General features: G+C 38.1%; 18 protein-coding genes and 1 riboswitch. Of the genes, 8 read left to right on the forward strand and 10 right to left on the reverse strand.

Annotated elements, in window-relative coordinates:
- Positions 1–9 precede the first annotated feature (9 nt).
- Positions 10–4,269, forward strand: a complete 4,260-nt coding sequence (locus tag ACMAYL_RS01420; RefSeq protein ID WP_412470621.1) for a hypothetical protein — start codon at positions 10–12, stop codon at positions 4,267–4,269.
- 42 nt (positions 4,270–4,311) lie between these two features.
- Here the strand turns inward: ACMAYL_RS01420 and ACMAYL_RS01425 are convergent, their stop codons facing one another.
- The 3 genes from ACMAYL_RS01425 to ACMAYL_RS01435 form a co-directional block, all read right to left on the reverse strand.
- The gene (locus ACMAYL_RS01425) at positions 4,312–5,664 is read right to left on the reverse strand and encodes a TldD/PmbA family protein (RefSeq protein ID WP_412470622.1); all 1,353 of its coding nucleotides are present in this window, start codon (positions 5,662–5,664) and stop codon (positions 4,312–4,314) included.
- Positions 5,664–7,049: a TldD/PmbA family protein gene (locus tag ACMAYL_RS01430; protein ID WP_103217567.1), complete on the reverse strand. Its 1,386-nt coding sequence runs from the start codon at positions 7,047–7,049 to the stop codon at positions 5,664–5,666. Before ACMAYL_RS01430 ends, ACMAYL_RS01425 begins: the two co-directional genes overlap by 1 nt.
- A gap of 82 nt (positions 7,050–7,131) precedes the next feature.
- A complete protein-coding gene (locus ACMAYL_RS01435) occupies positions 7,132–8,484 on the reverse strand; it encodes a cyclic nucleotide-gated ion channel (RefSeq protein WP_103217209.1) in 1,353 nt (450 codons plus the stop codon).
- Positions 8,485–8,676: 192 nt separating this feature from the next.
- Between ACMAYL_RS01435 and htpX the strand changes: the two genes are divergently transcribed.
- Positions 8,677–9,561 (forward strand): protease HtpX, encoded by an 885-nt coding sequence (gene htpX / locus ACMAYL_RS01440; RefSeq protein WP_103217210.1) that lies wholly within the window; start codon positions 8,677–8,679, stop codon positions 9,559–9,561.
- Here the strand turns inward: htpX and ACMAYL_RS01445 are convergent.
- On the reverse strand, positions 9,558–10,682 hold the full coding sequence (locus tag ACMAYL_RS01445; protein WP_412469538.1) for a succinylglutamate desuccinylase/aspartoacylase family protein: 1,125 nt from the start codon (positions 10,680–10,682) through the stop codon (positions 9,558–9,560). The two genes, htpX and ACMAYL_RS01445, sit on opposite strands and share 4 nt — an antisense overlap.
- Before the next feature lie 154 nt (positions 10,683–10,836).
- On the opposite strand from ACMAYL_RS01445, the gene ACMAYL_RS01450 reads away from it, so the two are divergent.
- The gene (locus ACMAYL_RS01450) at positions 10,837–15,012 is read left to right on the forward strand and encodes a hypothetical protein (RefSeq protein WP_412470623.1); all 4,176 of its coding nucleotides are present in this window, start codon (positions 10,837–10,839) and stop codon (positions 15,010–15,012) included.
- Positions 15,013–15,021: 9 nt separating this feature from the next.
- On the opposite strand, the gene ACMAYL_RS01455 is transcribed toward ACMAYL_RS01450, so the two are convergent.
- From ACMAYL_RS01455 to lysC, 5 genes are read right to left on the reverse strand one after another with little or no spacing between them, the layout of a single operon-like run.
- Positions 15,022–16,218: a PLP-dependent decarboxylase gene (locus ACMAYL_RS01455; RefSeq protein ID WP_412470624.1), complete on the reverse strand. Its 1,197-nt coding sequence runs from the start codon at positions 16,216–16,218 to the stop codon at positions 15,022–15,024.
- A gap of 12 nt (positions 16,219–16,230) precedes the next feature.
- The gene (locus tag ACMAYL_RS01460; RefSeq protein WP_103217568.1) at positions 16,231–16,986 is read right to left on the reverse strand and encodes a 2,3,4,5-tetrahydropyridine-2,6-dicarboxylate N-succinyltransferase; all 756 of its coding nucleotides are present in this window, start codon (positions 16,984–16,986) and stop codon (positions 16,231–16,233) included.
- A gap of 5 nt (positions 16,987–16,991) precedes the next feature.
- Positions 16,992–17,888: a 4-hydroxy-tetrahydrodipicolinate synthase gene (gene dapA / locus ACMAYL_RS01465; RefSeq protein WP_412469540.1), complete on the reverse strand. Its 897-nt coding sequence runs from the start codon at positions 17,886–17,888 to the stop codon at positions 16,992–16,994.
- 29 nt (positions 17,889–17,917) lie between these two features.
- On the reverse strand, positions 17,918–18,598 hold the full coding sequence (locus ACMAYL_RS01470; protein WP_412470625.1) for a 4-hydroxy-tetrahydrodipicolinate reductase: 681 nt from the start codon (positions 18,596–18,598) through the stop codon (positions 17,918–17,920).
- A complete protein-coding gene (gene lysC / locus ACMAYL_RS01475; RefSeq protein WP_103217216.1) occupies positions 18,598–19,968 on the reverse strand; it encodes a lysine-sensitive aspartokinase 3 in 1,371 nt (456 codons plus the stop codon). The genes ACMAYL_RS01470 and lysC overlap by 1 nt, the downstream gene beginning before the upstream one ends.
- A gap of 105 nt (positions 19,969–20,073) precedes the next feature.
- A riboswitch (Lysine riboswitch) is annotated at positions 20,074–20,286 on the reverse strand.
- Positions 20,287–20,376: 90 nt separating this feature from the next.
- Between lysC and asd the strand changes: the two genes are divergently transcribed.
- The 5 genes from asd (at position 20,377) to ACMAYL_RS01500 (ending at position 24,948) form a co-directional block, all read left to right on the forward strand.
- On the forward strand, positions 20,377–21,474 hold the full coding sequence (asd, locus tag ACMAYL_RS01480) for an aspartate-semialdehyde dehydrogenase (protein WP_103217217.1): 1,098 nt from the start codon (positions 20,377–20,379) through the stop codon (positions 21,472–21,474).
- Positions 21,475–21,481: 7 nt separating this feature from the next.
- Positions 21,482–22,225 carry a phytanoyl-CoA dioxygenase family protein gene (locus ACMAYL_RS01485; protein ID WP_103217218.1) on the forward strand — a complete coding sequence of 248 codons (744 nt, stop codon included), beginning with the start codon at positions 21,482–21,484 and terminating at the stop codon, positions 22,223–22,225.
- 91 nt (positions 22,226–22,316) lie between these two features.
- Positions 22,317–23,879: a DUF1254 domain-containing protein gene (locus ACMAYL_RS01490; RefSeq protein WP_412470626.1), complete on the forward strand. Its 1,563-nt coding sequence runs from the start codon at positions 22,317–22,319 to the stop codon at positions 23,877–23,879.
- A gap of 8 nt (positions 23,880–23,887) precedes the next feature.
- On the forward strand, positions 23,888–24,064 hold the full coding sequence (locus ACMAYL_RS01495) for a hypothetical protein (RefSeq protein ID WP_412462596.1): 177 nt from the start codon (positions 23,888–23,890) through the stop codon (positions 24,062–24,064).
- Positions 24,065–24,141: 77 nt separating this feature from the next.
- Positions 24,142–24,948: a hypothetical protein gene (locus ACMAYL_RS01500; RefSeq protein WP_392991967.1), complete on the forward strand. Its 807-nt coding sequence runs from the start codon at positions 24,142–24,144 to the stop codon at positions 24,946–24,948.
- A gap of 10 nt (positions 24,949–24,958) precedes the next feature.
- Here ACMAYL_RS01500 and ACMAYL_RS01505 read toward each other — a convergent pair whose 3' ends face one another.
- The gene (locus ACMAYL_RS01505; RefSeq protein WP_103217221.1) at positions 24,959–26,329 is read right to left on the reverse strand and encodes an alanine/glycine:cation symporter family protein; all 1,371 of its coding nucleotides are present in this window, start codon (positions 26,327–26,329) and stop codon (positions 24,959–24,961) included.
- Between the last annotated feature and the right edge of the window lie 120 nt (positions 26,330–26,449).

A 26,449-nucleotide genomic window follows, 5' to 3' on the forward strand; every position in this document is an offset into this window, starting at 1 on the left:
GAGGGAAATATGTTTCGTCTCATAATATTATTCACATTCACTACCTTGTTCAATTTTCATACCTATGCTTCAAATGAAATGGCCAAGCTTGCTACTGAAGAAGCGAAAAAGCTAGAGGCAATTGTTGGCAAGGGAAAAGAAATCGATAAGAAAGCTTTAAAAGCTTATATGAAAGAAAACCTTGATGGCACTAGTGATGAATATATTCAATTTCTCATTGATAAAGTAAAGAAAAAGCCCGTAAACACTCGTGCTAGAGAATTATCTCTTCTAATTTATACAGAAGCAAAATTTATTCCAAAAGGTGGCCCATGTTATTCACCAACTAATCAATGTGTGAAAGGTACAGTATGTGGACTTCCTCTTTATTCAAATTCAAAACATGTTTATGAGAAGTGTCTGGTTTCAAAAAAAGAAAATCAAGCTTGTTCTCCTTTAGAAGACTTTTGTGAGTCTGGCTCATGCAAGAAGATGAAGCGTCTAACAAATATTAATACATGTAGTATTGAAAAAGACTCTTGTTCAAAAGATAGCGAATGTTGTTCAAATTCATGTGATAAGACTCGAAAAGTATGTCGTGCAAATTATAAGTGCTCAAGTTGTTTCAGTGTTGGTCAACGACCTGATAAAGGCGGTGAGTGTTGTGAGTCTCTATTTAAAAACTCAAATGGAGTTTGTGCTCCAATTCTACCAACATTCTCAAAGCTGATGAATTTATTAATTCCTAGTGCCCATGCCTTTGGCAATGCAGGTGATTCATCAGAGATTCAATCTAAGGTCTCTACACTTAAGTCAAAATTGAGTGCTTTACTATCAAATAATCAGGTCACAAGCTCTAGAGCTAGTACATATATGGCAACTGTTGATAGTGAGTACAATTCATGTTTATCAAAACCTGAAAGAGTATATGATAATGATGCTCCAACTCGTTACCCTCGTAAGGAATGTTTTGAGCAGCTATACGTTGGTGTCTCAACAGAGTACTCTCATCAACAACAAGTTGCTGCAAAAACAAGTGAGGCCACTAAATTACTAGATCACTTTAAAGAAGAGACGCAGGCAAATCCAAAGCATCCTCAAAACTCAAGTGATGCCTTTAATAAATTTGCGGCCCCATATCAAAATGCTATTGTTTCTTGTGCCAATAAGGGTGCTCCTCTCGGTTCAGACCATAGCACTCGTATGAAACTTGTTAATCAATGTATTGATAACGCTAAGATTACTATTAATGATGGAGTCGTAGAGGCAAATTATATTTCAATGATGACTGGGAAGGAGACAACTGACCCTGACTACACTCTTTATAATGGCCATCAAAATGCTTCACCTCTATTTGAAGATGTTTACGTCTCAGATATGAAGTCTTGTCGTGTAAATCTATTTGGTGACTTTTTATCTGCTCAGTCAAATGACTACTTTGAAGTTATGATGATGATGTATGCAATGGACTATACTACTGGTGGTAAGGACGAAGGTGACTTCTTTCATATTAAGTCTCAGTACAATACATATCGTCCTGCTAGTGGAAGTTATACTGGAACAGACAACCAACCGTATAATTGGAATATTCAAACGAATTCAATGCGTGGATTTAATTTTTCTCGCTTCGATCCCTCTATCGTAGGACGTGGTAAACCGCTGTGGGATGAATTTGATTACACTGTGGGTGAAGAGGCCTTAAAAGAGATCACAAATTATATTGAAGATTTACCAAAGAATGAAAAGAAAATATTCCTTCACTTATTCTATAACGGAAAGCTTACACCAGAAGCACGTAATAATATTGTAAATTACTACATGAAAGACGATGCAAAGTTTCTTGAAACTTTTGATGGCAATGATCCTAAGTCTGGTGCTGGACGCTATAATATTCGCGATGTGGTTCGTTTTGAGGCCATTAAGTATAAGCACTCTCAATTTAAACTCTATTCTGTTTTAAAGAAAAGATCTCTTGAGATGATGTGTCGTTGTGTTGATACTGTAGGGCCGATGAGTCCAGAAGACTGGCTTCAGCCAGATGTTGAGGCCAATTACCTTGCTAATTGTAATGGGTTAGGAAAGTATGACACTTACGTTTTAAATAATGAAAAAGAAGTTTGTGATGAGACTGGTGGAAACTGTAAGAAGGTTTCTGATAAAGACTATATGCAAACAATCACAGAAAAAGAAAAGCAAGGTGTTGAGGCCCTTGGTGGTGAGTCCGCTGTTGAAGAAAACTCTCTAGGAAATGCTGTTGTTAAAAATGATGGATATTCTCTTAGAGATAGAGAACAAGACTATTTTGTGCAAACCCTAGATCAAGTAACTGCTTGTATTGGAAGTGGTGAGTGTACAAAATCTTCTCGTTACGGAGAGTTTGTTCAAAATGGTAAGGTTACTTTTACAGATGCAAGAAAAGAGACAGCAAAGGGCCATGGTATGGACTTTACTCTCTTTTTACGTGATATGGCCCTGATGAAGATTAAGGCCATTGAAGATGCAACTCTACAAAATATTAGCGCTGGTACGGCCCTTTTTGAATACACTGTGCAGTGGCTTAAGGAATACAATTGGAATTACATCAAATACAATGGAAAGAGGTACACTCTTGGTAAGAAGTGTCTCTATCCTGTATGTTGGATTATGAAGTTAATGAAGTTCTTTGGACTCCATAAGAATAGTCTTATTGGAAATCTCGTAAATATCACAACAGGTGGGATACTATTTGGTAGTGACTACGATGTTGATCTTGACCCTGAAAGAGGGCCAGAAAATATTTGTGGACCAAGAACCAGCTCGACTTGGAAGATTGCACGCGTTCCAGTCGGCCGAAAATACAAGATTAAATGTATGAGTTTTCACTCCCAGAATAATGATGTCTGTAATAAGGAACTTGCTGCAGGTGCTTGTACGAGAAATACTTATGCTAAAAAAGAGGGAAGTGTTGCACTTAAACTACTAGATCCGTTCTTACCAGATATGTCGAGCCTGTATTCGACAAATTATACTTCACGCACAAAGATTCCATTTAATGCTGGAAAGAATGATATCCACAATTACTATGTGTTTAATGATCGAATCACAAATTTCTATCGTGACCATGCAAGAGGCTATTTCTTATCGACTCTTGTTTCAGAAGATAATGGTGATGAAAAAGAAACTGAAGACCGTAGAAGAATGGCCGATGAATTTGCCCAATATGCTTATCGTTACCATTTTTATGCACCAAAGGTGAGTCGTCTTGACTACTATATAACACCTGGTCTTATTCCGTACTTTGAAATGTTAATTGCAAAACTTAATAATTTCATGGGACAAACACTAGCAAACCTTTCTGGAACGGCAGCATATGCTTTAAAAATGCATAATTACTATCATACTGTTAACGACGGTATTAATGCTTCCACTAATGTTGAGCGCAAGCAAACACACCGTGGTATTCCAGACGTTCAATTAAATAATGGATTTGGCCAGTTTACAAATTGGTTAGGTGGTTTTAGTACTGCAGGCGTTAAATTTGCTGATGCACTTAAGGGTGAAAAAACTCTTGATTCGACAGTTAGTGGAAAACTTCAAACAGGTGGAAATTCAACTAACTCAGCTATTTCTCGTTTAAGTAATGGTATTAGAAAGCAGCTTGATCGCAATGCTAAGAGACGTAAAGATACACAACTAATGAAAGACACCCTTGCAAAACGTGGTAAGAGTGGTGAATTTGCTTCTCTTCAAAGAATTGCAGATAAAAGAAGTGCTGAGCATAACTCAAACCTTTCTTCACTTACAGATTCTTTCCTTAATTCAACTCTAGGAAGTTCAGCGGCATCTCGTATTAAAAATCGTATGGCCAATCAGGGCCGTGGTGATGGAAGTTTATCTGGTGAAGGTTATACTCAAGGGGAAATCAATCCAGATGCACTCTCTTCAAACTCTAAGAACGCACGCGCAGCAAAAGGATATGGAGCTGGAAGTGGTGGCGATGGCCTAAATGGTTCAGGTGGCGCTGGTACGGATGGTATCGGAGCTGATGGATCAATTGCTGCAATTTCATTTGATAACCTTGATGAGACTGACGGACTTTTTGATATGGATGATGGTGCGATGGTTATGCTTGGTGATCAAAAGATGACTGCAGGCCAACTTAAAAATTATATTTCAAATATTAAAGATAAGCGCCAGCGCCAAAACCTTTTTCAAAGAGATGATAAGGAGTGGGAGCGTGAAGGTGTAACCCTATTTGAACTGATTTCTCAACGCTATCAAGAATCTGCATTTCCAAAAATGCTCAAATAAAAAAGGCCGCGATAAGCGGCCTTCTTTTTTAATCTTTCAGTATTATGATCCTGCAATCATTAAATCTTTGAAAAGAATTTTTGGTGTAAAGAATGAGTGGTCACTCGATTCTTCAAGCTTGTCACCAATTAGCTCAATTTCACTTAGCATTTTAAAGAAGTTACCACTAACTGTTACATCTTTAAAATAACCTTCAATTTCACCGTTATTCCATACACGCCCACTTACACCAAGTGAGAATTCACCACTAATTGGTCTAATCCCACTGTGAAGGCCCTGAGCTGTTAGGATTTCGACATAACGTCTAGAATTAAATTCGTCTTTTGTATTTGTACCAGCTTCAATGATGAAGTTTGAAGTCGTTGCTCCTAGTGCAGACTTCGCTCCACGAGTGGCACAGAAGTTATTGGCAAGACCTAGCTCTTTTGCTGTGGCACTATTGTGTAGAAACTGGGCAAGTTTACCATTTTCTAAAAGAGTATTTACTTGTTTCTTTTTTCCCTCTCCATCAAATGGACAAACACTATAACCACCAACGTAGAAAGGGTCGTCTTTAAATGTTAGGCGAGAGTCAGCAACTAATTCTCCTAGCTTGTCACGCCATGGATTTGACTTATCGATGGCCGAACGTGCACTAAATAGAAGCATAAAGCTTGAGAGAATATTATCAAATAAATCAATTTCAAAATTTACGTCATAGTCACCAGTTTTAATTTGTTTAGCATCGATGAAATTATTAGCTACTTCTAGCGATCCATTGATGACCTTATCATAGTCAAGATCCCTAAAGTCTCTCTTGGTATCTGCTAGGTAGTGCATAGCATTTTTATCTCCCTTTTTAACAAGGGCCGAGGTATATGCTGTGTATGCCTTTGATTGATGAGTACAAAGAACACCTTTTGAGTTACCAATGGCAAAGTTTGAAACACCTTCTGCAATCCCGTTATAAGGAGCACTTTGGCAATTTTCATCACGACGCCTTACTTCTGATTCTAGATAGAGAGACTTTTCAATCATCTCATTTGCATCTGGTGTGTGAGCGATATTCACACTAGGATTAGCGTCATCGACAGAGATTCCTTCTTCGATTATTTGGTACTCATCTATTTTTGAGAACTTTGAGTTTTGAGAAGCATTGTATAAGGTTGTGCGAATCGCTTCGTCACTTAAGTCCTCTGTAAAACTTAGTCCGATTCTTTGATCCTTTACAACTCGTACTCCAAGAGCTCCAGTATTTGACTTCTTATATTCACTTAATTCACCTTGTTCGGCCTTAAGTGAAAATGACTCAGATCCTGAGATGATAACGTCAACGTTATCGATTCCCATATCCTTTGCCATATTAAGGGTGCGGTTAATATAGTCTTTTTGTAGCTCTGTTTTATTCTTACTCATTATTTACCTCCACCCACAAGAATTTCATCAACTTTAAGGGCAGGTTGTCCAACTGTTGTGTTTACTCCACCTGAAATTGAACCACAAACACCGGCCGCAAAATCAAGATTATCTGAAACCATTGATATTTGCTTTAAAGCATCTGGGCCTGTTCCAATTAGAGTGGCCCCTTTTACAGGATCTCCAATTTTTCCATTCTTAATTTCGTAACCTTCGATAACAGAGAAGTTAAATTCACCTGTACCAGGACTTACTGAACCACCACCCATTTGAGCACAGTAGATACCGTGATCAATTGAAGCGATCATATCTTCAAACTTATCCTTACCCGCTTCAATATAAGTATTTCTCATACGTGAAGTTGGTGCATATTTATAGTTTTCACGACGTCCAGAACCAGTACGCTCAAAACCAGTCTTCATTGAACCCATCTTATCAACCATAAAGCTTGTAAGCTTACCGTCTTTAATAAGTTGAGTCTTTTGTGTCTTCATTCCTTCATCATCGATATTGATTGAACCCCAGTAGTTTTGATTAGTACCATCATCAACGGCACTAACTACACTAGAGGCAATCATTTGATCCATCTTATCCCAGAAAACAGAAGCTTTTTTAGCAACTGAAGTAGTTTCTAGTAAGTGACCACAAGCTTCGTGGAAGATAACGCCACCAAAACCATTATCAATTACTACTGGCATTTTTCCGGCCGGGCATGGCTTTGCCTTAAGCTTAGTTAAAACTTCTTTTGCCAGTTTTTCCGAAATATACTTAGGGTCTTGACCTTGAATGAACTCCCACCCAAGCATCGCTCCTGGTGAATAACCAGCACTATCTTGAATCGTTCCGTCAGATGCAATACAAGACGCTCTAAGGCGTACATAGTTTCTCTCATCTGTGACGTGAAGTCCTTCAGAGTTGAAAATTTCAACCTCTTGGAAGCGTTGACTTGTTCCAATTGGAACTTGTGTGATCTTATCTGTTGTCCCACGAGTCAGGCGATCAATTTCAAGTAGAAGTGGAATTTTTTGATCAAGAGAAATATTGTTTTTAAGTCCAGTTTGAACAAAGTGATTTTGAATTGGTTTCTCAAAATTAAAATTTGTTGCAGTAACGAGAGGATCACGAAGATCTTTTGCACTTAAAGATGAAACAATATCGAGCAGTTCTTCTTTATTTGTTGAATTTGTATAACCGTAGAGAACTTTTGTTCCATAAAATAAACGGATACCAATTCCGAAGTTAATTCCGTTTTCAATATTTTCAACATTCGAACTCTTAATGCTGATTGATTCAAACGTTTGGCGATCGACAAAAATTTCTGCAAAGTCAGCGCCGCGAAGAAGTGCGTAGTCGATAACTTCCTTTGCAATTGTACTATCTAACATCATTGTGTTTCCTCCAAAATATTAGAATATCTTAACAAAGAATGGGGGTGATTAAAAGGCAACAAGCGTTTTTGAGTTGAATTTAAGCTGCTTCTGGTTCGTTTTTTTCCTGATCCTTAAGCTTTTGCTGAACACGTTTCACGCTTGGGCTGTGACGCTCTGAACGATCTGTGGAACGGCGAGTTGTTAAACTTGTGATACTAACGAGTAGGTCATTATGACGAGTTGTGATTTCATCAAATTGATCTTTATCAAGTCTATAAAGCTCACAATAACCAATGGCGCGAACATTAGCGTTTCGCTTGGTGTCGTGTAAAAGAGCACTCTCTCCAAAGAACTGGCCTTCGTGAAGAGTTGCAACAACATTTCCATCACTCAGGATAACCTCAACACTTCCGTGACCAATAAGGTACATTTCGTGTCCAGTTTCACCAATATTGATTATTGTTTGGCCTGGGCCATAGTATTTTTGCTCAAGGGCCGCGGCCACTTCTTTTAAGCAACTTGAACTTAGTGTTTTAAAGATAGGTAGATTACGAATAAGTTTTATATTCATATAAACTGTAAGCTCTCCTTGAAGTGCTTGAGGCAGTTCATTAATAATCTTATTATCATTTTCAGTTAATCTTTTTGTGACAAGGTGATTGTAGTAACTATAAACATTTTGCTGAAGACGTTCAGGAACGTTGTAATGCTTCATAAAACTAACTAGATCATGCATTTTTTCACGGTTTTGCTGCTTATAGCGCTCACCATCTTGGACCATCTTGTTGACTGTACCAATAACAAAACCGTAGACACCAACGCCTAAGATCATAATAACCATGGTAAAGAGGCGCCCTTCATTAGTTGTTGGCGTAATATCTCCATACCCAATCGTTGTCAGTGTCGTTACTGTCCAATACATGGCAGTGATATAGTGAGTTGCACGATCTTGTACAAGAGACTGGTCAATAGGAGTGATCATAATCCAGCACAGACTAATCCAGTGTACAGCAACCATAAAGAGTGTAAGTACAGCTGTGAATTTAATCATCTTAGGAACAAAGGCCAGATTTGAAACCATCTCAAAGAGACGTGCAATTCGCACTAGGCGAAAGAGCCTAAAATAAGTAAAGGCATGAAAGCCAAATGCGTAACTTAAAATATCATAGGGTATAGAGGCGATTAAATCGATCCCTATTAGTGCATACCACTTATTCTTATGGGCCTTAGACGTAAAGCTCATATTCTGCGATCTCTTCTTACGAATTCTAATAATCAAGTCACAAACAAATAGCGAGGATACTGCAAAGTCACAAAAGAGTTGCCACTGTTGAATTTTAGTTTGAAAGATAAATGAAAACGGCGCTTCGATGGCCGTAAAGATAACTGCTGCAAAAATGATCGCATTCCATAAAATTTCTTTTCTTGTAATGTGTTTATTGTTGATCATTTTGCTCTTTTTAAATGAAAATCGTTAACAGTTCCTTATTAAATAGTCGGTTATTTATTATATTTCTTTAGGCCTTTCTGGTTTATTACTTTGAATTGTTAATTTTTTGTAAACAATAATTCGTCTTATTGACCAAATTTACGATTAATCTCTATCATATTGAGAATATTATTTTTTAGGAGTTAATCTAAAATGCTAAGAATTGGTTTATTTTTACTTACAAACATATTGGTCGTTGCCACAATCGGTATCGTTCTTAATTTACTTGGTATCCGCGGCTATATGACAGAAGCGGGGATGAATTATAATTCCCTGATCATCATCTGTGCTGTTTGGGGACTTGGTGGGTCTTTTATATCTTTGGCCCTCTCTAAATTCATGGCAAAAATGGCCTATCGCATGACAGAGATCTCTCCAAATGATCCTAATTATGGATGGGTTGCTCAAGCAGTTCATCAATATGCACGCGCTAGTGGAATTAAGAATCCAGAAGTTTATATTTATAACTCAAATGAAGTAAATGCTTTTGCTACAGGGCCAAGCCGTAATAATTCAATGGTTGCGGTTTCTGCAGGTCTGCTTCATACAATGAGTCGTGATGAGGCAGAAGGTGTCATTGGTCACGAAGTCGCTCACATTGCAAATGGTGATATGGTGACAATGGCACTTGTTCAAGGTGTGGTAAACGCTTTTGTCATGATCTTATCGCGAATTGGGGCCATGGTTATCTCAAATGCACTTCGCTCTGATGACGAAGAGGGACCAGGACTTGGGCCTTTTGCCCATATGGCGCTTGTCTTTGTTCTCGATATTATTTTTGGCCTACTTGCTATGCCTATTACGATGTGGTTTTCACGCTTTCGTGAATATAGAGCAGATGCAGGAAGCGCGAAATTAGCTGGCCGTGAGAAAATGGTTGCAGCTCTTCAAAAACTTCAGCAGAGTACAAAAATGGTTGATAACTCAGATCCAAATCTTACAGCTTTTAAGATTTCGAGTGGGCCATCTTTTGCTGAGCTTTTTAGCTCTCACCCAAGCCTTGATAAGCGTATTCGCGCACTACAGACAGGCCTTTAAGATTCCTTTAACGTAAAATTCGTAAAAGCTTCTAATATACTCATGCCCCTTTTCACATTTGAACTTGGGGCATGATTAATGACAATACCATCACATGGTGCAATGATAGGGGAGATAACTTCTTCTAAGCTTTCAAGTTTATCAAAGTGATAGACACTCATGATCTTTTCACCCTTCTTAAACTTTTCTCCAGGAGCTTTGTGATACTCAATAAAGCCTGCACTTGGTGAAAAGAAGCCCTTGTAATTCTTTAATTCGCAGAAGTATTGTGTATTCTCTTTTGTGTTGATTTGCTCAGAAGCAATAACACCTCTCTTTACAAGGTAATTGTAAATATTGATTGCATCTATTTGGCCGGCCTTAGAATCAATAACTTCCTCACTGCCTAACTCTAGTGTGTAGGATTCAAAAGCATTTTGACTTTGATGAACCTCATGAAACTTTACCCATGGAAAAAAGCACGCCTCATCCATTGCTCCTCCAAACTCAGGAGGTATAACGAGATGGAAAGGGAAATTAAAGTCGGCCATTTTCTCTTTAAGATAATCTGGCCCGTAGATATAGCGACAACCAACACCTGCTGTGTGAAGATCGAGGACTATATCCGCATCACTTGCTAATTCTTGAAGAGTAATAAAGAGCTGCTTATTTTCATCGATTCCATAGGCCTTGTGATAACTTCTATATTCAGAAAATTTACTTTTAAGAAGTTCCTTATAAGCCTGCTTATTTTCACAGGCCTTAATTTCTTCTTCACTTATGAATCCTTGTCCCTCTTTTTGAGCAAAGAGGTTTAGATACATTCGATTCCAATTATCTCCTGTAATAGGGTTAAAGCGTCCATAAGTATATGTTCCCATCTTTACCGATGTCGCATATGGGTTTGCATTAGGAATCATCCTAATTCTTGCATTTATCTCTTCGTCTTCTAAAAGGTTTAAGAGTTTGAATATTGCCATATTCCCTTGTAGCTCAGCTCCATGAACATTTGCTTGGATATAGATTGTTGGCACATTCTCATCAATTTTATCAGGTATTAAATCGTAGATATGAATTTGGTACTGGGCGTGGTTTGTTTCATCAATTGCAATTGTGCTTTTTTCTAGTTTCCAATTAGACATGCTCAACTCCCTAGTGCCTCATTTATAAGTCACTAAATTTTCGAAATTTGACAGATAACCATCTAATTATACATGAAAACCCGTAAGTTGTTTGAATTAATCAAAATTTAAATAATAATTAAGTAATTTCTGATGGCCAGACGATAAGGTAGCGATGATAAAAATAAGTCGACTTTTATATTCAGCTTTTCTAGTTCTAGCAGTAGTTCTATCAACAACTGCAAGTGCTAAGGTAGGTCAACGTATTTATACGCTTGATTTAACTAAACCAGAGTATAAGAACTTTATCACGCTTCAGTACTATCATAATTCAATTGTTGATTTTCATGAAAAAATTGAAAATGCAAGAAAGTATAAAAATCGTTATACATTCCAATTCTTAATTGAAGAAGCATACGCCGCTTCAAGTGAGTGCTTCCTTGCGGGACACAAGTCTACACTAGTAAATGGTAAGTGTCAGATCCCAAAAAGTATCTCATGTGAGACCAGTTTCTTTGGTAATAAAATTTTAAAGCTTAGATGTAATCCTCTACTATTTGGCCCAGGTCAAGATGGGCGTGGCGCTTGTGTTAATGCTCGTCAAAAGGGAAGTAGTAGCTCTAACTTTGGTACAAGAGCATGTAAGAATTCTGCAAGCGAATATACCACTCCTCAAATTGTGAAAGAATTATTAGACGATGAAAAGAAGATGCAGGCCTTTGATGATCTTGCTTCACAAGTTGAAGAGTTTTGTCGTGATAATATGGCCGATGCTTCTTGTTTAGAACAAAAAGATAGAATTGCTAAGATTAAAGAAAGTGTTGCTAAGGCAAAAGAGAATCAAGAAGGTATTGAAAAGGGTGTTGGCCTAGGGCTTTCTAAAGGCGTCGGTATCCTTTCACGTTGTGAAAAAGATTACCGTGCACAAGCTGAAGATAATACTCTTGGAACTTTCTTTATGAGTTCAAGAAATATTGGTGATACTCTTGTTCAAGTTGCTTGTAGTAATGACCAAGTAGTACAAAGTGTGAGTAGTTCTGAATTAAATACTCTTTCTGAGGATTTTGGACGAATTAAGAGACACTCTTCTATTAAATCTCTTCTAGATGATAGTTTAAAAATTGGAAGTGAACTTTCAATGAAGAATTATATTCTTCATAAACTTAAGTCTGATGGTGCTAGTGAGAATAATCTTGATCGTGCAATTGATAAAATTTTAAAGGAATCTCCAAGTTTCGCACAGGAGCCTTTTTTAGGTATTCTAAATAGTGCAAAAGATGAATTTAAAAAGGCCATCGCTGATGGAAAAATCAAAAAGACTAATAAGGGAGAGTTAAGATCAAAAGTTAATGATCTACTTGATGGAATCAATAATCAATGTGATAAAATTAAGACAAAATTTCCATGTGTAACTTCATCTCAGGTAGGAAACTACTACATGGGTGATACACCATATTGTACAACTGTAAGAAGTTCTCGAGCGTATAAAGACTTTATCGCGACGGAACAGAATAATTATGTTTCTAATTTAATGAGTTTTTCTAATGAAAACCCTGATTTTAGAAAGTATTACGCAACAAATGAATTTCGTTCGAAATTTCATGCACCATCAAATGACTTTGCAAAGGACTGTGCGGAGAAAACTTCTTTATTTGGGACAAGTAAGCCAGCAAGTGCAATTTCTACAAGTGATTTTGCAGATCTAGATAAGACTGTAAGTGAAAATATGCTTGAAGACTTAGAAGATCTTGAAGACAAGATTCCATCTTCGTCAAAAGATATTAACGATATGGATGACGATTTAAAGGATCTTCTAAAGTATAGGCCATATCTTGTTGCGCAAGCATTCAAGAACAATCGTGCAATTCCAGGCCTACAAGATATGCAAGCATCATTCCTATGCAGTCAGATGCGCGATATTTATGCCAATGATGAAACTTGGAAGCTAGCAAATATCACAATGGCCGGGGCAGGGATGGCACTATCTGGCGCCCTTGTCATGACAGGAATCGGAAGCCCAGTGGGGATTGCACTTGCTTCAGCGAGTTCTGCACTAATTGTTGGTGAGGCGGCCGTAGGTGTAAGAGAAATTAATGATGCTAATAAACAGCTTGATACAACTGATACAAAACACTCTCTTGGCCTTTCTTCAACTGAAGAAAATATTGAGGCCATTGCAGCTGCTGAGTCTCAAAAACTTAGTGGTCAGATTGCCGTTGGTTTATCACTTGTTAGTGTTGCAACCGATGGTGTAGCTGTAGCAAGATATGGTGCTGAGGCCCTGAGTGCAACAAGAGCTGGCCGAAGTGCAGGTTCTACGACTGGTGCAGCTGTCGCTAAAACAGCTAAAGGTACACAGGTCGCGACAACAACGACAAATGTATCTCCTGCACCAATTGGAATCTTAAATACTAAAACATTGCTGAACGCACCAAAGTCTCAATCTGTTATTGCACTACCTCCACCTAAGGTTCTTGGACTTCCGGCACCAACGACGACGAGTAAGGCCGTTGCTGTTGTTGATGATCAGTCACAAGTTCCAGCGATGCTAAGAAGACTTGAAAACCAATCTGGTGGTAAGTTAACTAATGCAAGATTCTTATCTGATAAGGTTATTCCAGAGGTGAGAAGCTATATTAATGGATTTGATGAAGCCGCTAACCCAAATGTTGTTTTCTATACGCGTTTAGGAAAGCGTATGGAAACATTAAAAGAAGGAAAGCTACTTGAGGATGGAAGTGGTCTAATTATCAATAAAGGTTCTGATAATTATCAGGCCATCATTGATTCAGGACTAGGAACAGTAACTGATAAAGGTGTTGTCCTTAAGTTTGGTATTGATATTGATAATATTAAAATTCTTTCTGATGCTAAGACTGCTCAAGGTCAGGCCATGAGAGCAGAGAGACACTTTGTTTTTAAAGAAACTCAGCTTCCGCAAATGAATGGAGCTGTTCGTAGTCTTGATGATGTTAAGGATGGAATCTATGATTTTTCTGGTTTAAGTGACCTTCAAAAGGCCACGACTTACCAAAATATTGAAAGTAAAATTACTCGAGGCGAGCGCCTAAGTGATATGGACTTACTTGCTTTGGCCTATCGTAAAGATGTTGCTAAAGGTGGTGAGCAAAGAGCACAGGGGATTCTTGACCTTGTTACATCAAGAGATCCATCTATCATTGATAAGTTAATTAGTGGCCCAAGTGCTGCTTCAACTGCTCGTCGTGAAGTTCTAAGACAGGCGGTAAGCTCAGGTAAGCCTACGACGCCGCAAATAGCATCAACTACCTCAAATGCTCTTATTACAAGACCAGCTCGCGCTCCACATGGGACTCCGCAAGGAGCAATTGCTGGAGAGAAGGCCCTCGGACTTCCTGCTCCGACTCAAGCTAATCTTCCTGTTCCAACAAATCCGGGAAGCCTAATAAAGGAAACAGGACAACGTATTGTTGATAAGGCCAGACAATTGGCCCATACAATTGCCAGAACAGATGATAAGATAGAGCTAATTAAGGCCGCTAATAAAAAAGCAAGTGATGCAAAGACAGCTAGTGACACTAAGACAGCTGTTAATGATGGAATTACAATTGAGGGTGAGTTTACAGATATTACGAATCAGGTAAATGCACCTAGATTAACTTCTGGTTCTAATGGATCAGTGAGACCTGGATTACTTGCAAACCCAGGTGTTAGACTTGCCGGTGTTCACGCTGCTCAAGGCTCAAGTGCGATTGAAGCGACTATTGCTACAGTAGTTGAGGAATATTTAGGTGGCGGTGCGGATACTCAGCACGAGCTAGATATTAATGAGCCAGATCCACCAGCAGCAACAGAGCCTACTGATGAAGCTCAACCTGAACCTCCAGCAGCACCGGCAAGTACAGATGCAGATATTAATATTGATTTCAATGGTTCCAAACCTGCTATTTCTGTAACTTTTGAAGCGACAAAGGTTAGTGCTTGTAAGCTTAAAAAGACATATTTTGAAGAAGATGAAGATGGTAATCGCAAAGAGAAAGTTAGCACACTTAATTCTTCACTAGAGAATGGTAAAGAATATGAGTTATCGTCTTATGACTATGCCTATATTGTCTCTGTTGAGTGTAAGGCCACAGAAGGTGACTTTAAATTAGTTACAACTGAAAACTTCAGTGATCCAAAACTATTTATTACAGGGTTAAATGAAGGTAAGGCAGAGTATGTCGTAAATGAGTGTGATGGAGAAAGTTGTGCTTCTGAAAGCTCTAATGGCCCAGGTAGAGGAGTTCCAAGACTTACTCCTGCGCAGCTTAGACAAATGGCCCCGCCTAATATTCAACTGGAAAATATTCCAATTTTAAATACTTTATAATTTGGTAGATTATTCAACCCAATCGGCACTTGTTTTAATTGTTCTAGGAATCATAACGTCTCCTTTGTATGAAACAACTTCCGCCGGTAGATTATGACAAAGAAAAAATGGCATACTCTCAGTAAAGCCATAAGCGCCACATTGAGTGAAAACTAGCCAATCTCCGTAGTCACAATCTTGTGGTAATTCAAAGACCCCAAGCTTGTCCAGAGATGTGCACAAAGGACCGTGAACGTGAAATTCCTTAGTTTCTTTGGCCTTTTTATCTTCATTTAAAACACGGCAAGGAAAGGCCTGATCCGTAAGGGCCGGTCGTGCGATATGATTGATTCCGCCGTCAAGTACAAGAATCTCTTGGCCACGTACATTTTTTCGATCAATGACTTGGCTTAAATATAACCCGCATTCACCAACGGCAAAGCGTCCTAGTTCCATCCAAATTTTCTTAAGATTATGCTTCGCTTTCAAGCGCATAAGGGCAGCATTAATATCTTTAAAATCTATTCGCGCGTCTTGATTTTGATATGGAATACCAAGGCCACCACCAAGATCAATGACCTCTGGAGTGATATTCATCTTGCTAGCAAGAGTATTGATGCGCTCACAGGTTTTATCCCAAATCTCTTCAAGTCTTTTGGGATCAAGAATATTTCCCCATTGAAAAACATGAAAGCCAATGGCCTCTATATTTTCGTATTCATTTAAATCGATTGATGACCACGTGTCCTCATCAAGTCCAAAGGCCGTAATTTCATCTCCACCAAGAACAGACTTTTCTTGAGTGTCCCATTCAAGTTGTACCCTTAAAAGGGCACGGGCCTTAATCCCTAGCTCCTTAGCTTGTTCATTTAACCACTTTAGTTGATAGATACTTTCAACAACGACACAGTTAATTTCATGCTCGAGTAGAGTTCTAATATAGCCACGAGACTTACTTGGGCCAGTAGAGATAATGTCACAAGACTTCACACCACTGGCCACAACTTGGGTAAGCTCTCCCTTGGAAGCAACATCGACGCCGATTCCAAGGTTTCTGATAAGTTTTAAAATCGAAGACAGGGGATTGGCCTTACAAGCATAGTAAAGCTTTATACTTTCATCCTTATTGTCTGTGATATAGCGCAGATGCTCTTCAAGGGCATCTAAATCATAGAAATAAAATGATGAATCTAATCTCTTTGTTAACTTCGTTAAAACTTTTTCCATTAAAAATTTGCCTTATCTTAAAAATGCTTCTAGCTCAAGTGAGGCATCTGATTTTTCATCACGGTATTTAACAATCATGGCACAGTTCATTGAAAGGCCCATATCTCTTGCCCATGAAAGCTTCTCGTTAACAGGTCTTGTTCCTGGAACGACAATTGCGCCTTCTGGAATTGGCTCACCTGGTTCAAGTCTTCTTTCATTAACACAATCATATACCGGAACACCTTTTGATAAGATAACCCCTGGAGCAATAACAGCGCGTTTTAAAACTTGAATTCCTTCAACGATAACTGCACCGGCACCGATAAAAGCATCATCTTCAATGATTACAGGAGCAAGGCCAATTGGCTCAAGAACGCCACCAATTTGTACTCCTGCACTTAGGTGAACATTTTTACCAATCTGTGCACATGAGCCGACAAGAGCGTGAGAATCGACCATTGTTCCTTCATCAACATAAGCTCCGATATTTATATATGCAGGAGGCATGATAATAACACCACTAGAAACATACGCTCCACGACGTACACTTGATCCGCCTGGAACCATACGAACACCACGGTCTACACTAAATTTTTGTGCTGGAATATTGTGTTTGTCGACAAAGCCTGGCCAGCCAAATTCAGATTGTTCAACATTTTTTCCAGCTTTAAAAACCTCAAGGATCATTTGTTTTACTTCAGTGTTCGCAACCCACTTACCATCAACTTTAGAAGCTGATCTTAAAGTTCCACTCTCAAGTCCTAAAAGGATTTCATCTACAGTCATTGTCATTATGCTTTTCTCCATTCATTAATTTTCTTATTTGCATTTAAAACATTAGCTTCTAATTTCATATCTTTGATTGAAAGTGGCGGTCGAAGACTTGCATCTTTAATTTGCCCATTCTCTTTCATAAGCCATTTTGCAGGAACTGGATTTGAAGCAACAAACATTGCGTTGCTCGATTCGACCCACATTTTAGTTTCTTCTTCACTTAATTCGCCACCTAAGCAAGCAACCGTGTATGCATGAGTTTGGGCCGGCCATGGATTTGAAGCGACTGAAACGAGACCTTTGGCTCCTAGAGGTGTAAATTCTGGAAGCATTCCATCATCACCACTATAGACTCGACCTAACTCACCAGCTGCTTCGACATATTTTGCAAATTTCTCAGGGCTTCCACTTGCTTCTTTAATTGCCCAAAATTGCTTATGCTTATTAAGGCGTTTTACGGCCTCAAATGAGAGCTCAATTCCAGCACGAGAAGGAACATTGTAAAGCATTACAGGTTTGTTTGAAACATCCATTAGGGCCTTAAACCATTCATACTGTCCTTCTGCTCCTGGCTTTGCATATAAAGGAGTAACCATCAAATAAGCATCGATTGCTAGGCCATCAAGGTATGATACCCATTCACATGTTTCAGTTAAGTTGATACCGCCAACCCCACACATTAATGGAACTTTTAAACCAAGATCAATAACGAAGTTTAGAATATTTTTTCTTTCTTCAAGATTTAGATTTAAGGCCTCACCTGTAGAGCCTAAGATTAGAATCCCATTTCCTGCTTTTTCTTGTTCTCTTAAAATAGACTCAAGTGAGTCCAGATCAATCGTTAAATCTGCGTTAAGGGGAGTGATTACTGCCGTCCAAAGGGGCGTTGAATTTATATAGTCGTGATTTGCCATTTATATAGCTCCTTAAATTAGTTTCTTTCTTAGCTATTTCTAATTACTTGTAGTGCAATATCGCTAAAGTCGTGTAAACCAGGCGCAAGATTACTTACGCGTTCACAGGCCCAAAGAGCACCTGCTGCAAAAATTTTTCGATCCTTAGCTTCGTGTTTAATTGTAATATATTCATTCGGAGTATCAATCTTTAATTCATGAATTCCAATAACATCTCCAATGCGCTCACTTGTAATAGTTGAGTCTTTTTCTAACCATTCTTGCCATGAAAGGGCAGTGCCACTTGGAGCGTCCATTTTTTTTGTATGATGTACTTCATGGATTTCATATTTTAGATCACTGGCAGGAAAGAGTGCTTGGGCCTTGGCCGCAATACAGATCATTTCTTTTGCTAGATTCATCCCAAGACTAAAATTAGTTGCTTTAATCCATGGTGACTTAATTTGACTAATTAATTGCGCAGTCCAAGTGAAACCAGTAGAACCAGTTACTACGCAGATTCCTGACTCGCTTAATAATTCGAAATAGTGCTCTAAAAATACATCACCATTCAAAAAAGAGAGGACTATATCAAATCTATTAAGATCATCTTTCTTTAAAGGATTTTTTGAATCAAAAACTTCTAATTGAATATGTGAATATTCTGGTGATTCACAAAGCTCAATTACTTTTGAGCCAGTTTTTCCTTTTCCTAAAAGTGCAATTTTCATTAAATGAATTCCTTATGTAATCTTTGAATCGTTTGATCAGCATCATTCTTACCTACTAAGAAACAAAAATTATGCTTACTTGCACCCAAGCAAATCATACGAACATTAATTCCTTCAACAGCATTAAAAATTCGTGCTGCTAAATTTGGTGTGTGATTGATTTCATTTCCAATTAGACTTACTAATGTTAAGTCCTTTTCCACTTTTACGCTACAAAGCTCAGATAAACGATCAATAATCTTCTTATTTAATAAAGCACTATCGTCTAATGTCAGTGCTACAGAAATCTCTGATGTCGTAATGGAATCAATACTGACTTTAAATTCATTAAAGATCTTAAAAATTTCAAATAGAAATCCGTGTGCTTGAAGCATTTTAGGTGTTGATAATGTGACAAGGCTTTGTTCACGTCTTAGCGCCATCGCACGAATTAGTGGCGCTGACTCAGTATCATTCTTAATCCACGTTCCAGGCTCATTTGGCTCATAGCTCGATCCAACAAAGACCTTAATTCCAGCACGTAATGCCGGAGTTAAGGTCGTTGGATGAAGTATTTTTGCACCAAAAGTTGCCAACTCGGCCGCTTCAGAAAACGTTATTTCATTAAGAAGCTTTGCTTCTTTCACTATTCTTGGATCTGTTGTGGCAATACCAGCAACATCTGTCCAGATCTGTAATGTGTCAGCACCCATGGCCTCAGCAACAAGGGCCGCTGAATAATCAGAACCACCACGACCTAAAGTTGTCGTAAGCCCATCACTCGTTGCACCAATGAATCCTTGCGATACATAGACAATATCGCCATATTTTGCATTCACAAGAAACTGGTCAGCACGAGCTTTTGTCGCTTCAATATCCGGAGCTGCCTTTGTAAAATTATCATCCGTTACAAGAACTTGTCTGATATCGAATAATTCAACTTTCTTATTTGATGCTAACTGTTCATTGATGCGTGCTAGAACTTCACTGAAGACAAGGGAAGAAAGTCGCTCACCAAGGCTTACAAGTGAATCATAGGCGCGATCCGAACACTCTCTTAGCAGTAGCATTCCTTTGGCAATCATCGTTACTTCAGATAGAAGTACTGTTACATCATCTTTTAAACTTTCAGAAGCCTGCATTTCTTGAAGGATTTGGCGGTGCTTGTCTTCGATTTCATGAATAAGCTCATTAACTCGTTCTTCGTCACCAGCAGGTGCCTTTTTAGAAATTTCGACAAGTAGGTTTGTGACACCATAGACAGCTGAGACAACGACCATATTAGCGCCTTTATTAACACTAATTTGAGCACTACGAGTCATGGCCTCGAGATTTGCCATCGACGAGCCACCAAATTTCGCTACAATAACTTCATTTGTTTGAGTTGACATAAGTCTCCAAAGTAAAAACGTTTAAAGTTTTAAAATTAAGTTAATTGTATGTAGGAGAATAAAGAAATGCAAAAAAACATCTAGCCAAAAGAATAAGCTAACATTTGCATTTGAAGCTCTCCACATAACTAAATCCTAATTTCGTTAATTAAAATTTACTATATGACAGTCCTAAGGCTTCTCCCTTAGTAACCAATAAGATAAGTTGCACACTCTGATCTTATTTCGGCAATGAACCCATTGTGTTGACTGATAACGGACTAATATAGTTGTGCATCCTTATCAACACGCTCTGAACACTGCGCCTCTTCAATTGAAATTAATTGTAGTGGATAGACACATTGATGTCTATACTTTTATAATTTTAGGCGTAATTATATGAAAAGGCCTTTGCCTGTGGAGATCAAAATGAAAAAAGTTGGAATTATTGGTTGGCGTGGAATGGTAGGATCTGTTCTTTTAGAGAGAATGGAAAGCGAAGGTGACTTTGCTAAGATCGATCCGTACTTCTTTTCAACTTCTCAAGCAGGACAAAGTGGTCCACTTATTTACAATGCGACTCATACTTTAAAAGATGCAAATAATATTTCAGAACTTGCAGATATGGATATCATCATTTCTTGCCAAGGTGGAGACTACACAAAGCAAGTGCGCCCAGAGCTTGAAAAAGTTAATTGGCCAGGATTTTGGATTGATGCTGCTTCAGCAAAGAGAATGGATGATGATTCTTTAATTATTCTTGATCCAGTAAATCGCGACATTATTGATAAGGCCCTGAATGATGGGATTAAAAATTTCGTAGGTGGTAACTGTACAGTAAGTCTAATGCTTATGGGAATTGGTAGCCTTTTTCAAGAAGGTCTTGTTGAGTGGATGAGTACAATGTCTTATCAAGCGGCTTCTGGTGGTGGTGCTCGTCATATGAAAGAACTTTTAACACAGATGGGAGTTATCGGAAATATGGCAACGCCATTGATGGATGGACCGATTCTACAACTTGATCAAGATATTTCAAATCTTTTGAAAAGTAATGAGCTTGATAGTGACTGCTTTGGTGTTCCATTAGCGCTAAATCTAATCCCTTGGATTGATAGCGCTGTTGAAGATGGCCAAACACGTGAAGAATGGAAAGCATTTAGTGAAACAAATAAAATTTTAGGTCGTACACAAAACCCTATACCAATTGATGGAACGTGTGTAAGAGTTGGAGCTCTTCGCTCACACTCTCAAGCATTAACTGTAAAATTAAATAAGTCTGTTGATCTTAAAACGATTGAAGAGATGATTAAAAACTTTTCTGAATACACTGAGTTTGTTGAAAATACACCTGAAGCAACACGTGAAAAACTAAATCCACGCTATGTTTCAGGAACTCTTAAAACAACAGTGGGACGTGTACGTAAGATGAAAATGGGTGATGATTACTTGAATATTTTTACAAGTGGTGATCAACTTCTTTGGGGAGCAGCAGAGCCATTAAGAAGAATGCTTAATATCGTGCTATAGTAATTATATGGAATTAGATTTTGATAAATTAGTTAATGATTTTTATGAAAATGGTTTTTGTATTGTTGAAGGCCTTTTTGACTATAAAGAAATAAAACGCATCAAACGCTCATTTGATAACCTTTATGAGGCGTCACAAACGATCAATGAGACGCAAATGCTAAAGCTTGCTCAATTTGTTTTTGATAAGAGCGCTCTTAATCGCATTGTCTGGTGTGGTGGATATGATGAGCACTTACTTGATATTGGTGCTGATAAAAGAATTTTAAATATTGTTAGTAAGATTCTAGAATCAAATGAAATGGTTCAACTCATTAATCAGGCCCACTTCAAGTTACCAGGACAAATTGTAGAGTTTAAGTGGCATCAAGATAGTGAACACCGTCGCTACGGCACTGAACTCTGGGAAGATGTTGATGGGCGAGGAAGTTATGTACAAACTGTAATGGCCATTGATGATATGAATTCTTTAAATGGACCACTTAAGTTTATTCCTAAGTCACACTTACAAGGTCATCTTAATTACAAAGAAGATCCAAGTATTATCGACGAATTACTAGATAAGCTTCCGTCTATCGACTTACAGCTTAAAGCTGGAGATGTTGCCTTCTTTGGCCCGTATACTTTTCACTCGTCATCTCTTAATAAAACAGATTCACCAAGAAGAGTTCTCATCAACGGATATGCACAGCCGGGAGCTAATAAGAGAGAGTATCCAGGTGCTGGATACGGCAGACATTTGACTCTTTAAATATTTAACTTTAATTCACGATTCTTAAGTCCATTGCTATTTTCCTTGCGCTATATTGTGACTAAGCACACAATAAAACAAGGAAATAGCTATGAGCAAATCAAGTTATAAGAAGTATCTTCTTCCTAGTTTAGGGGTGACTCTTGCCATTACATGGATTTTCACCGTTACCTATCTTATTCAATCTAATACACCTGAGAGTTCTCAAACACATTTAACGCGATCAGAACTTGATAAGATTTATTATGGGCAATCAACAGAAGCAGAGCGCTCGATTGCATCAGTTCCAGTTAAAGATGATCCGTTATTAAAAGAGGCCTATTCCTTAGGACTAAATGCTTACCTTTGGGGATCAACTCTTGTAAGAATGGAGAATATTGCTCGTACATATACTGATGTCGTCCAAAAACAATCTGAGACAAGTTATCGCGCACCCTTAAATGAATTTGGTCACTCAAGACGCTTACCTGGCCCTACTGATACTGATATGCCAACGGCCAATCAAGACACTCTTTATTCCAGCGCAATTTTGGACCTTAATCAATCAGCGATAGTCCTATCGACACCTGAAGTAAAAGATCGATACTTTGTTATTGATGTTTTCGATATGTGGCACAACCTTATCAAATATGTTGGAACTAGACAGACAGGTACGAGTGCTCAAAAGTATTTAATCGTCCCACCAAACTCTAAAGAAATGTACCAGAAGCAAAAAGGAGTGGAAGGTCTAACAATTATTGAATCTCCAACTTCTAAGGTTTGGTTATGGGGAAGAACCCAGATACTGAAGTCAGATGATATGGAAAAAGAATTAAATGATGTACACAAAATCCAAGACCAATACAAACTAACAGAATTAGATGAATATCTTGGTAAGAAAAATCGTGTCCGCATTTATCCTCTGTCAAAACGTGTTGGAAGTGATAGTGACCCTTTACGTTTTTTTGAAGAATTAGGAGAGTATTTAAAAACTAATCCTGTTAGTGAAAAGGAGAAGGCATTATTTGGGCAATTTAAGAAAATTGGTCTAACTAAAGAAGGATTTAAAAAAGAGATGCTCTCTCAGCAAGTACAAGATGTTCTAATACAAGCTTTAAATGATGGGCCCCAAGTGGTTGCTGCGCAAATAAGAAATCCAGCAAATACAAAATTCATTAATGGATGGAGCTATGTCTTTGATCTAGATAATTTTGGTGATGACTATGCTTTAAGATCAATGGTCTCTCATCCGTACCTAGGCGGGCAAGGGGCCAAGGAAGCTCTATATCCTTTGGCCGAAGTAGACTCTAAAGGAAATAAGCTAAGCGGTTCTAAGATGTATCGTATTCGTTTTGATCGTGAGCCAAAGGTTGGAGCATTTTGGTCTGTCACTGTTTACGATAGTGTAAGTAAAATGCTTATCGAAAATGATCTCAAACGCTACTCATTAAACAATAGTAGTAATTTAACAAAGAATTCTGATGGTAGTTTTGAGCTATACTTTTCTAACCAAGTTCCAAAAGATGAAAAGAAGAAAGCGAACTGGCTGGCCACACCGAAAGGAAACTTCTACGTTATTATGCGTTTATATATTCCGTCTCAAGAGATTTTAGACTTAAAGTGGAAGGTTCCAGGGATCGAGCAAATTGAGCCGAAGGTAATTTCAATGAAATAGGTGAAAATGTGGCAAAAAATGATTTTTCCAAATTTCGAAATATAATTCTCTCAGTCATGGCCGTCATTTTATGGGTGGCCATGATTTCATATCTTTATATTGAGCATGAAAATCGTAGCCGTATTCCTGCTTCAATGAAAGATAATGACTCAAAACAAAGACCTCATCGGCTCTATCGCAATTAGCTGACTTAGTTTTTGACACCTATGTAGATTTTTTGAAGACAATGAAAATAGGGCCATGCTTTTGCTATATTTTAGCTATGCGATTCCTATTACTTCTCATTCTTTTTTCAATTTTCAGTGTGAATTATTCATATTCTCAGGACTATGGACTTCTTGATGTGAAAGGATCAATTTATTCAAAAAGAAATGTCGACAATTATTTAAGGCCATTTCAAACAGATGGCTGCTCATCGATCTCCCCACAAGGTACTTTTAATGCTCCTAAATTATGGCAACATTGCTGTATTGAACACGATATAAGCTATTGGATGGGTGGCCCATTAATGGATAAAATTAAGGCCGATGAAGATTTAAAAAGCTGTGTATCTGATGTATTTTCAAGTATTTTTGGCAAGGCGATGCAAGTTGCTGTCTATATTGGTGGGAACCCAACTTTTCATACAGGTTATGCTTGGGGCTATGGTTGGAATCATATTCGAGGCTATCATGAATTATCGAGTTCTGATCGCTACGAGATTTCTAAAAAAATGCCACAAGATCCTTTAAATCAAGAAATCGTCGAGCTAGGTTTTGATAAAGAAACAATTCCTTTAAAAAATGACAATATCTGCTTAGAAGAAATTAATGACTTTCTTGAGAAACGCATTAAAGCAAAAGTTGATATTAAAGTTATCGAAGAAATTGATACATTCTTTTCGAAAGGATTCTTCATTGAAGCAAATAACTGTAAAGGTACCTTAAGAGCAATTATGAGACATGGTGTTGATCATAATGACTGTCGAGATATTCCTTATGAAAACAAATGGGAAAGAACGGTACGTTCACTTGAGGCAACTGGAGAGTGTGCTGAGATTTATGGAACCCAGCACTCTTTAAGAAATTAATAGTATCGAATTATGCTTTCTTAACAATATACTTTGCGAAATACTCATCTAATTTATGCTTAACTTTTGGTGCCAACCAAATTGTCGCAACCATATTTGGAATGGCCATTAGAGCAAAACCAATATCCATCGCATTTACCATATCATCAGGTGCCGAGATCGCTCCCATAAGAACGGTTGATGAATAGAAAAGTGCAAAAGTTAATCTTGCCCCAAGAATGGGGATACCCCCAAAAAGAAAATCCCAACATTTTTCACAATAGTTTGATGCACCTATTACTGTTGAAAGTGAAAAGAGAATGATTGAAAGTCCTAGTAAATGTGATCCTGCAACTCCAAAGTTTTTAACAAAGGCCATTTGAGTCATTAGAACTCCATTGGACTCTTGAAGCTCTTGTGGTGTCAGAGAGCTTAGAATTACAATTGAAGTCATCGTACATACAATGATTGTATCAATAAAAGGGCCAATCATCGCAACAAGACCTTCCGCAACGGGCTCACTTGTCTTAGCATTTCCGTGGGCCATTGGAGCAGAGCCGACACCTGCCTCATTAGAGTAAGTCGCTCTTTTAATTCCAGTCTTAAAAATGTGAACAACGGCCAGTCCAGATGCTCCACCAACTGCAGCTCGTCCATTAATGGCCTCATTAAAAATAAGAACAAAAACATCAAGAACACTTGATAGATTCATAAAAATAATAGCAATGGCACAACCAACATATAAAAGGCACATTGTTGGAACAATTTTTGAAGTTGCTTCTCCAATTCTTCTAACTCCACCCATGAGAATATAAACCATCAAGGATGCAGTGATAAAACCAGAAATGTATGTAGGTATACTGTAATTTGATTCGATGAAGGTTGCCATTTGATTTGTATTGAATACACCGAGTGAACCGATTAAGCCTGCTACAGCAAAGAAATAAGCTAGGAAGTGCATATACTTAGGTAGGGCCTCTAAGATTGTATACATTGGGCCCCCTTGAATTTCTCCATGGTGGTCATTCTTTCGATACATAACCGCAAGAGTACATTCAAAGAATTTTGTATTCATCCCAATTAGAGCACCAACCCACATCCAAAAAATAGCACCTGGGCCACCTTGCGAAATAGCAACGGCAACACCAGCAACATTTCCCATTCCAACAGTTGAGGCCAAAGCATTTGTTAGTGCCTTAAAGTGGGAAATTTGCCCCTTACTCTCATCATCGTGTTCATGGTGAAATTTACCTACGATAAGCTTTATGGCGTGAAAGAAACCTGCTAGCATTTTGAAACGTGAAACGGCCACAAGATAGAGACCTCCGCCAACGAGTAAGATTACCAAAGGTAGTCCCCAGACAATATCGACGGTTTGCGCAAGAAATGCAGAAATATTCATAAAGGTCCTTTAAAATGCGGGTAATAAAACTTATTTAAAATTTTTCCACACAATAACGTAAATGGCCAATTTGTTTACGGCCTATAACGAGTTTACAAATTTAACTATGAATGAGCTTCT

It is taken from the genome of Halobacteriovorax sp. RT-2-4 (assembly GCF_047085445.1).
Taxonomy (GTDB): Bacteria; Bdellovibrionota; Bacteriovoracia; order Bacteriovoracales; family Bacteriovoracaceae; genus Halobacteriovorax_A.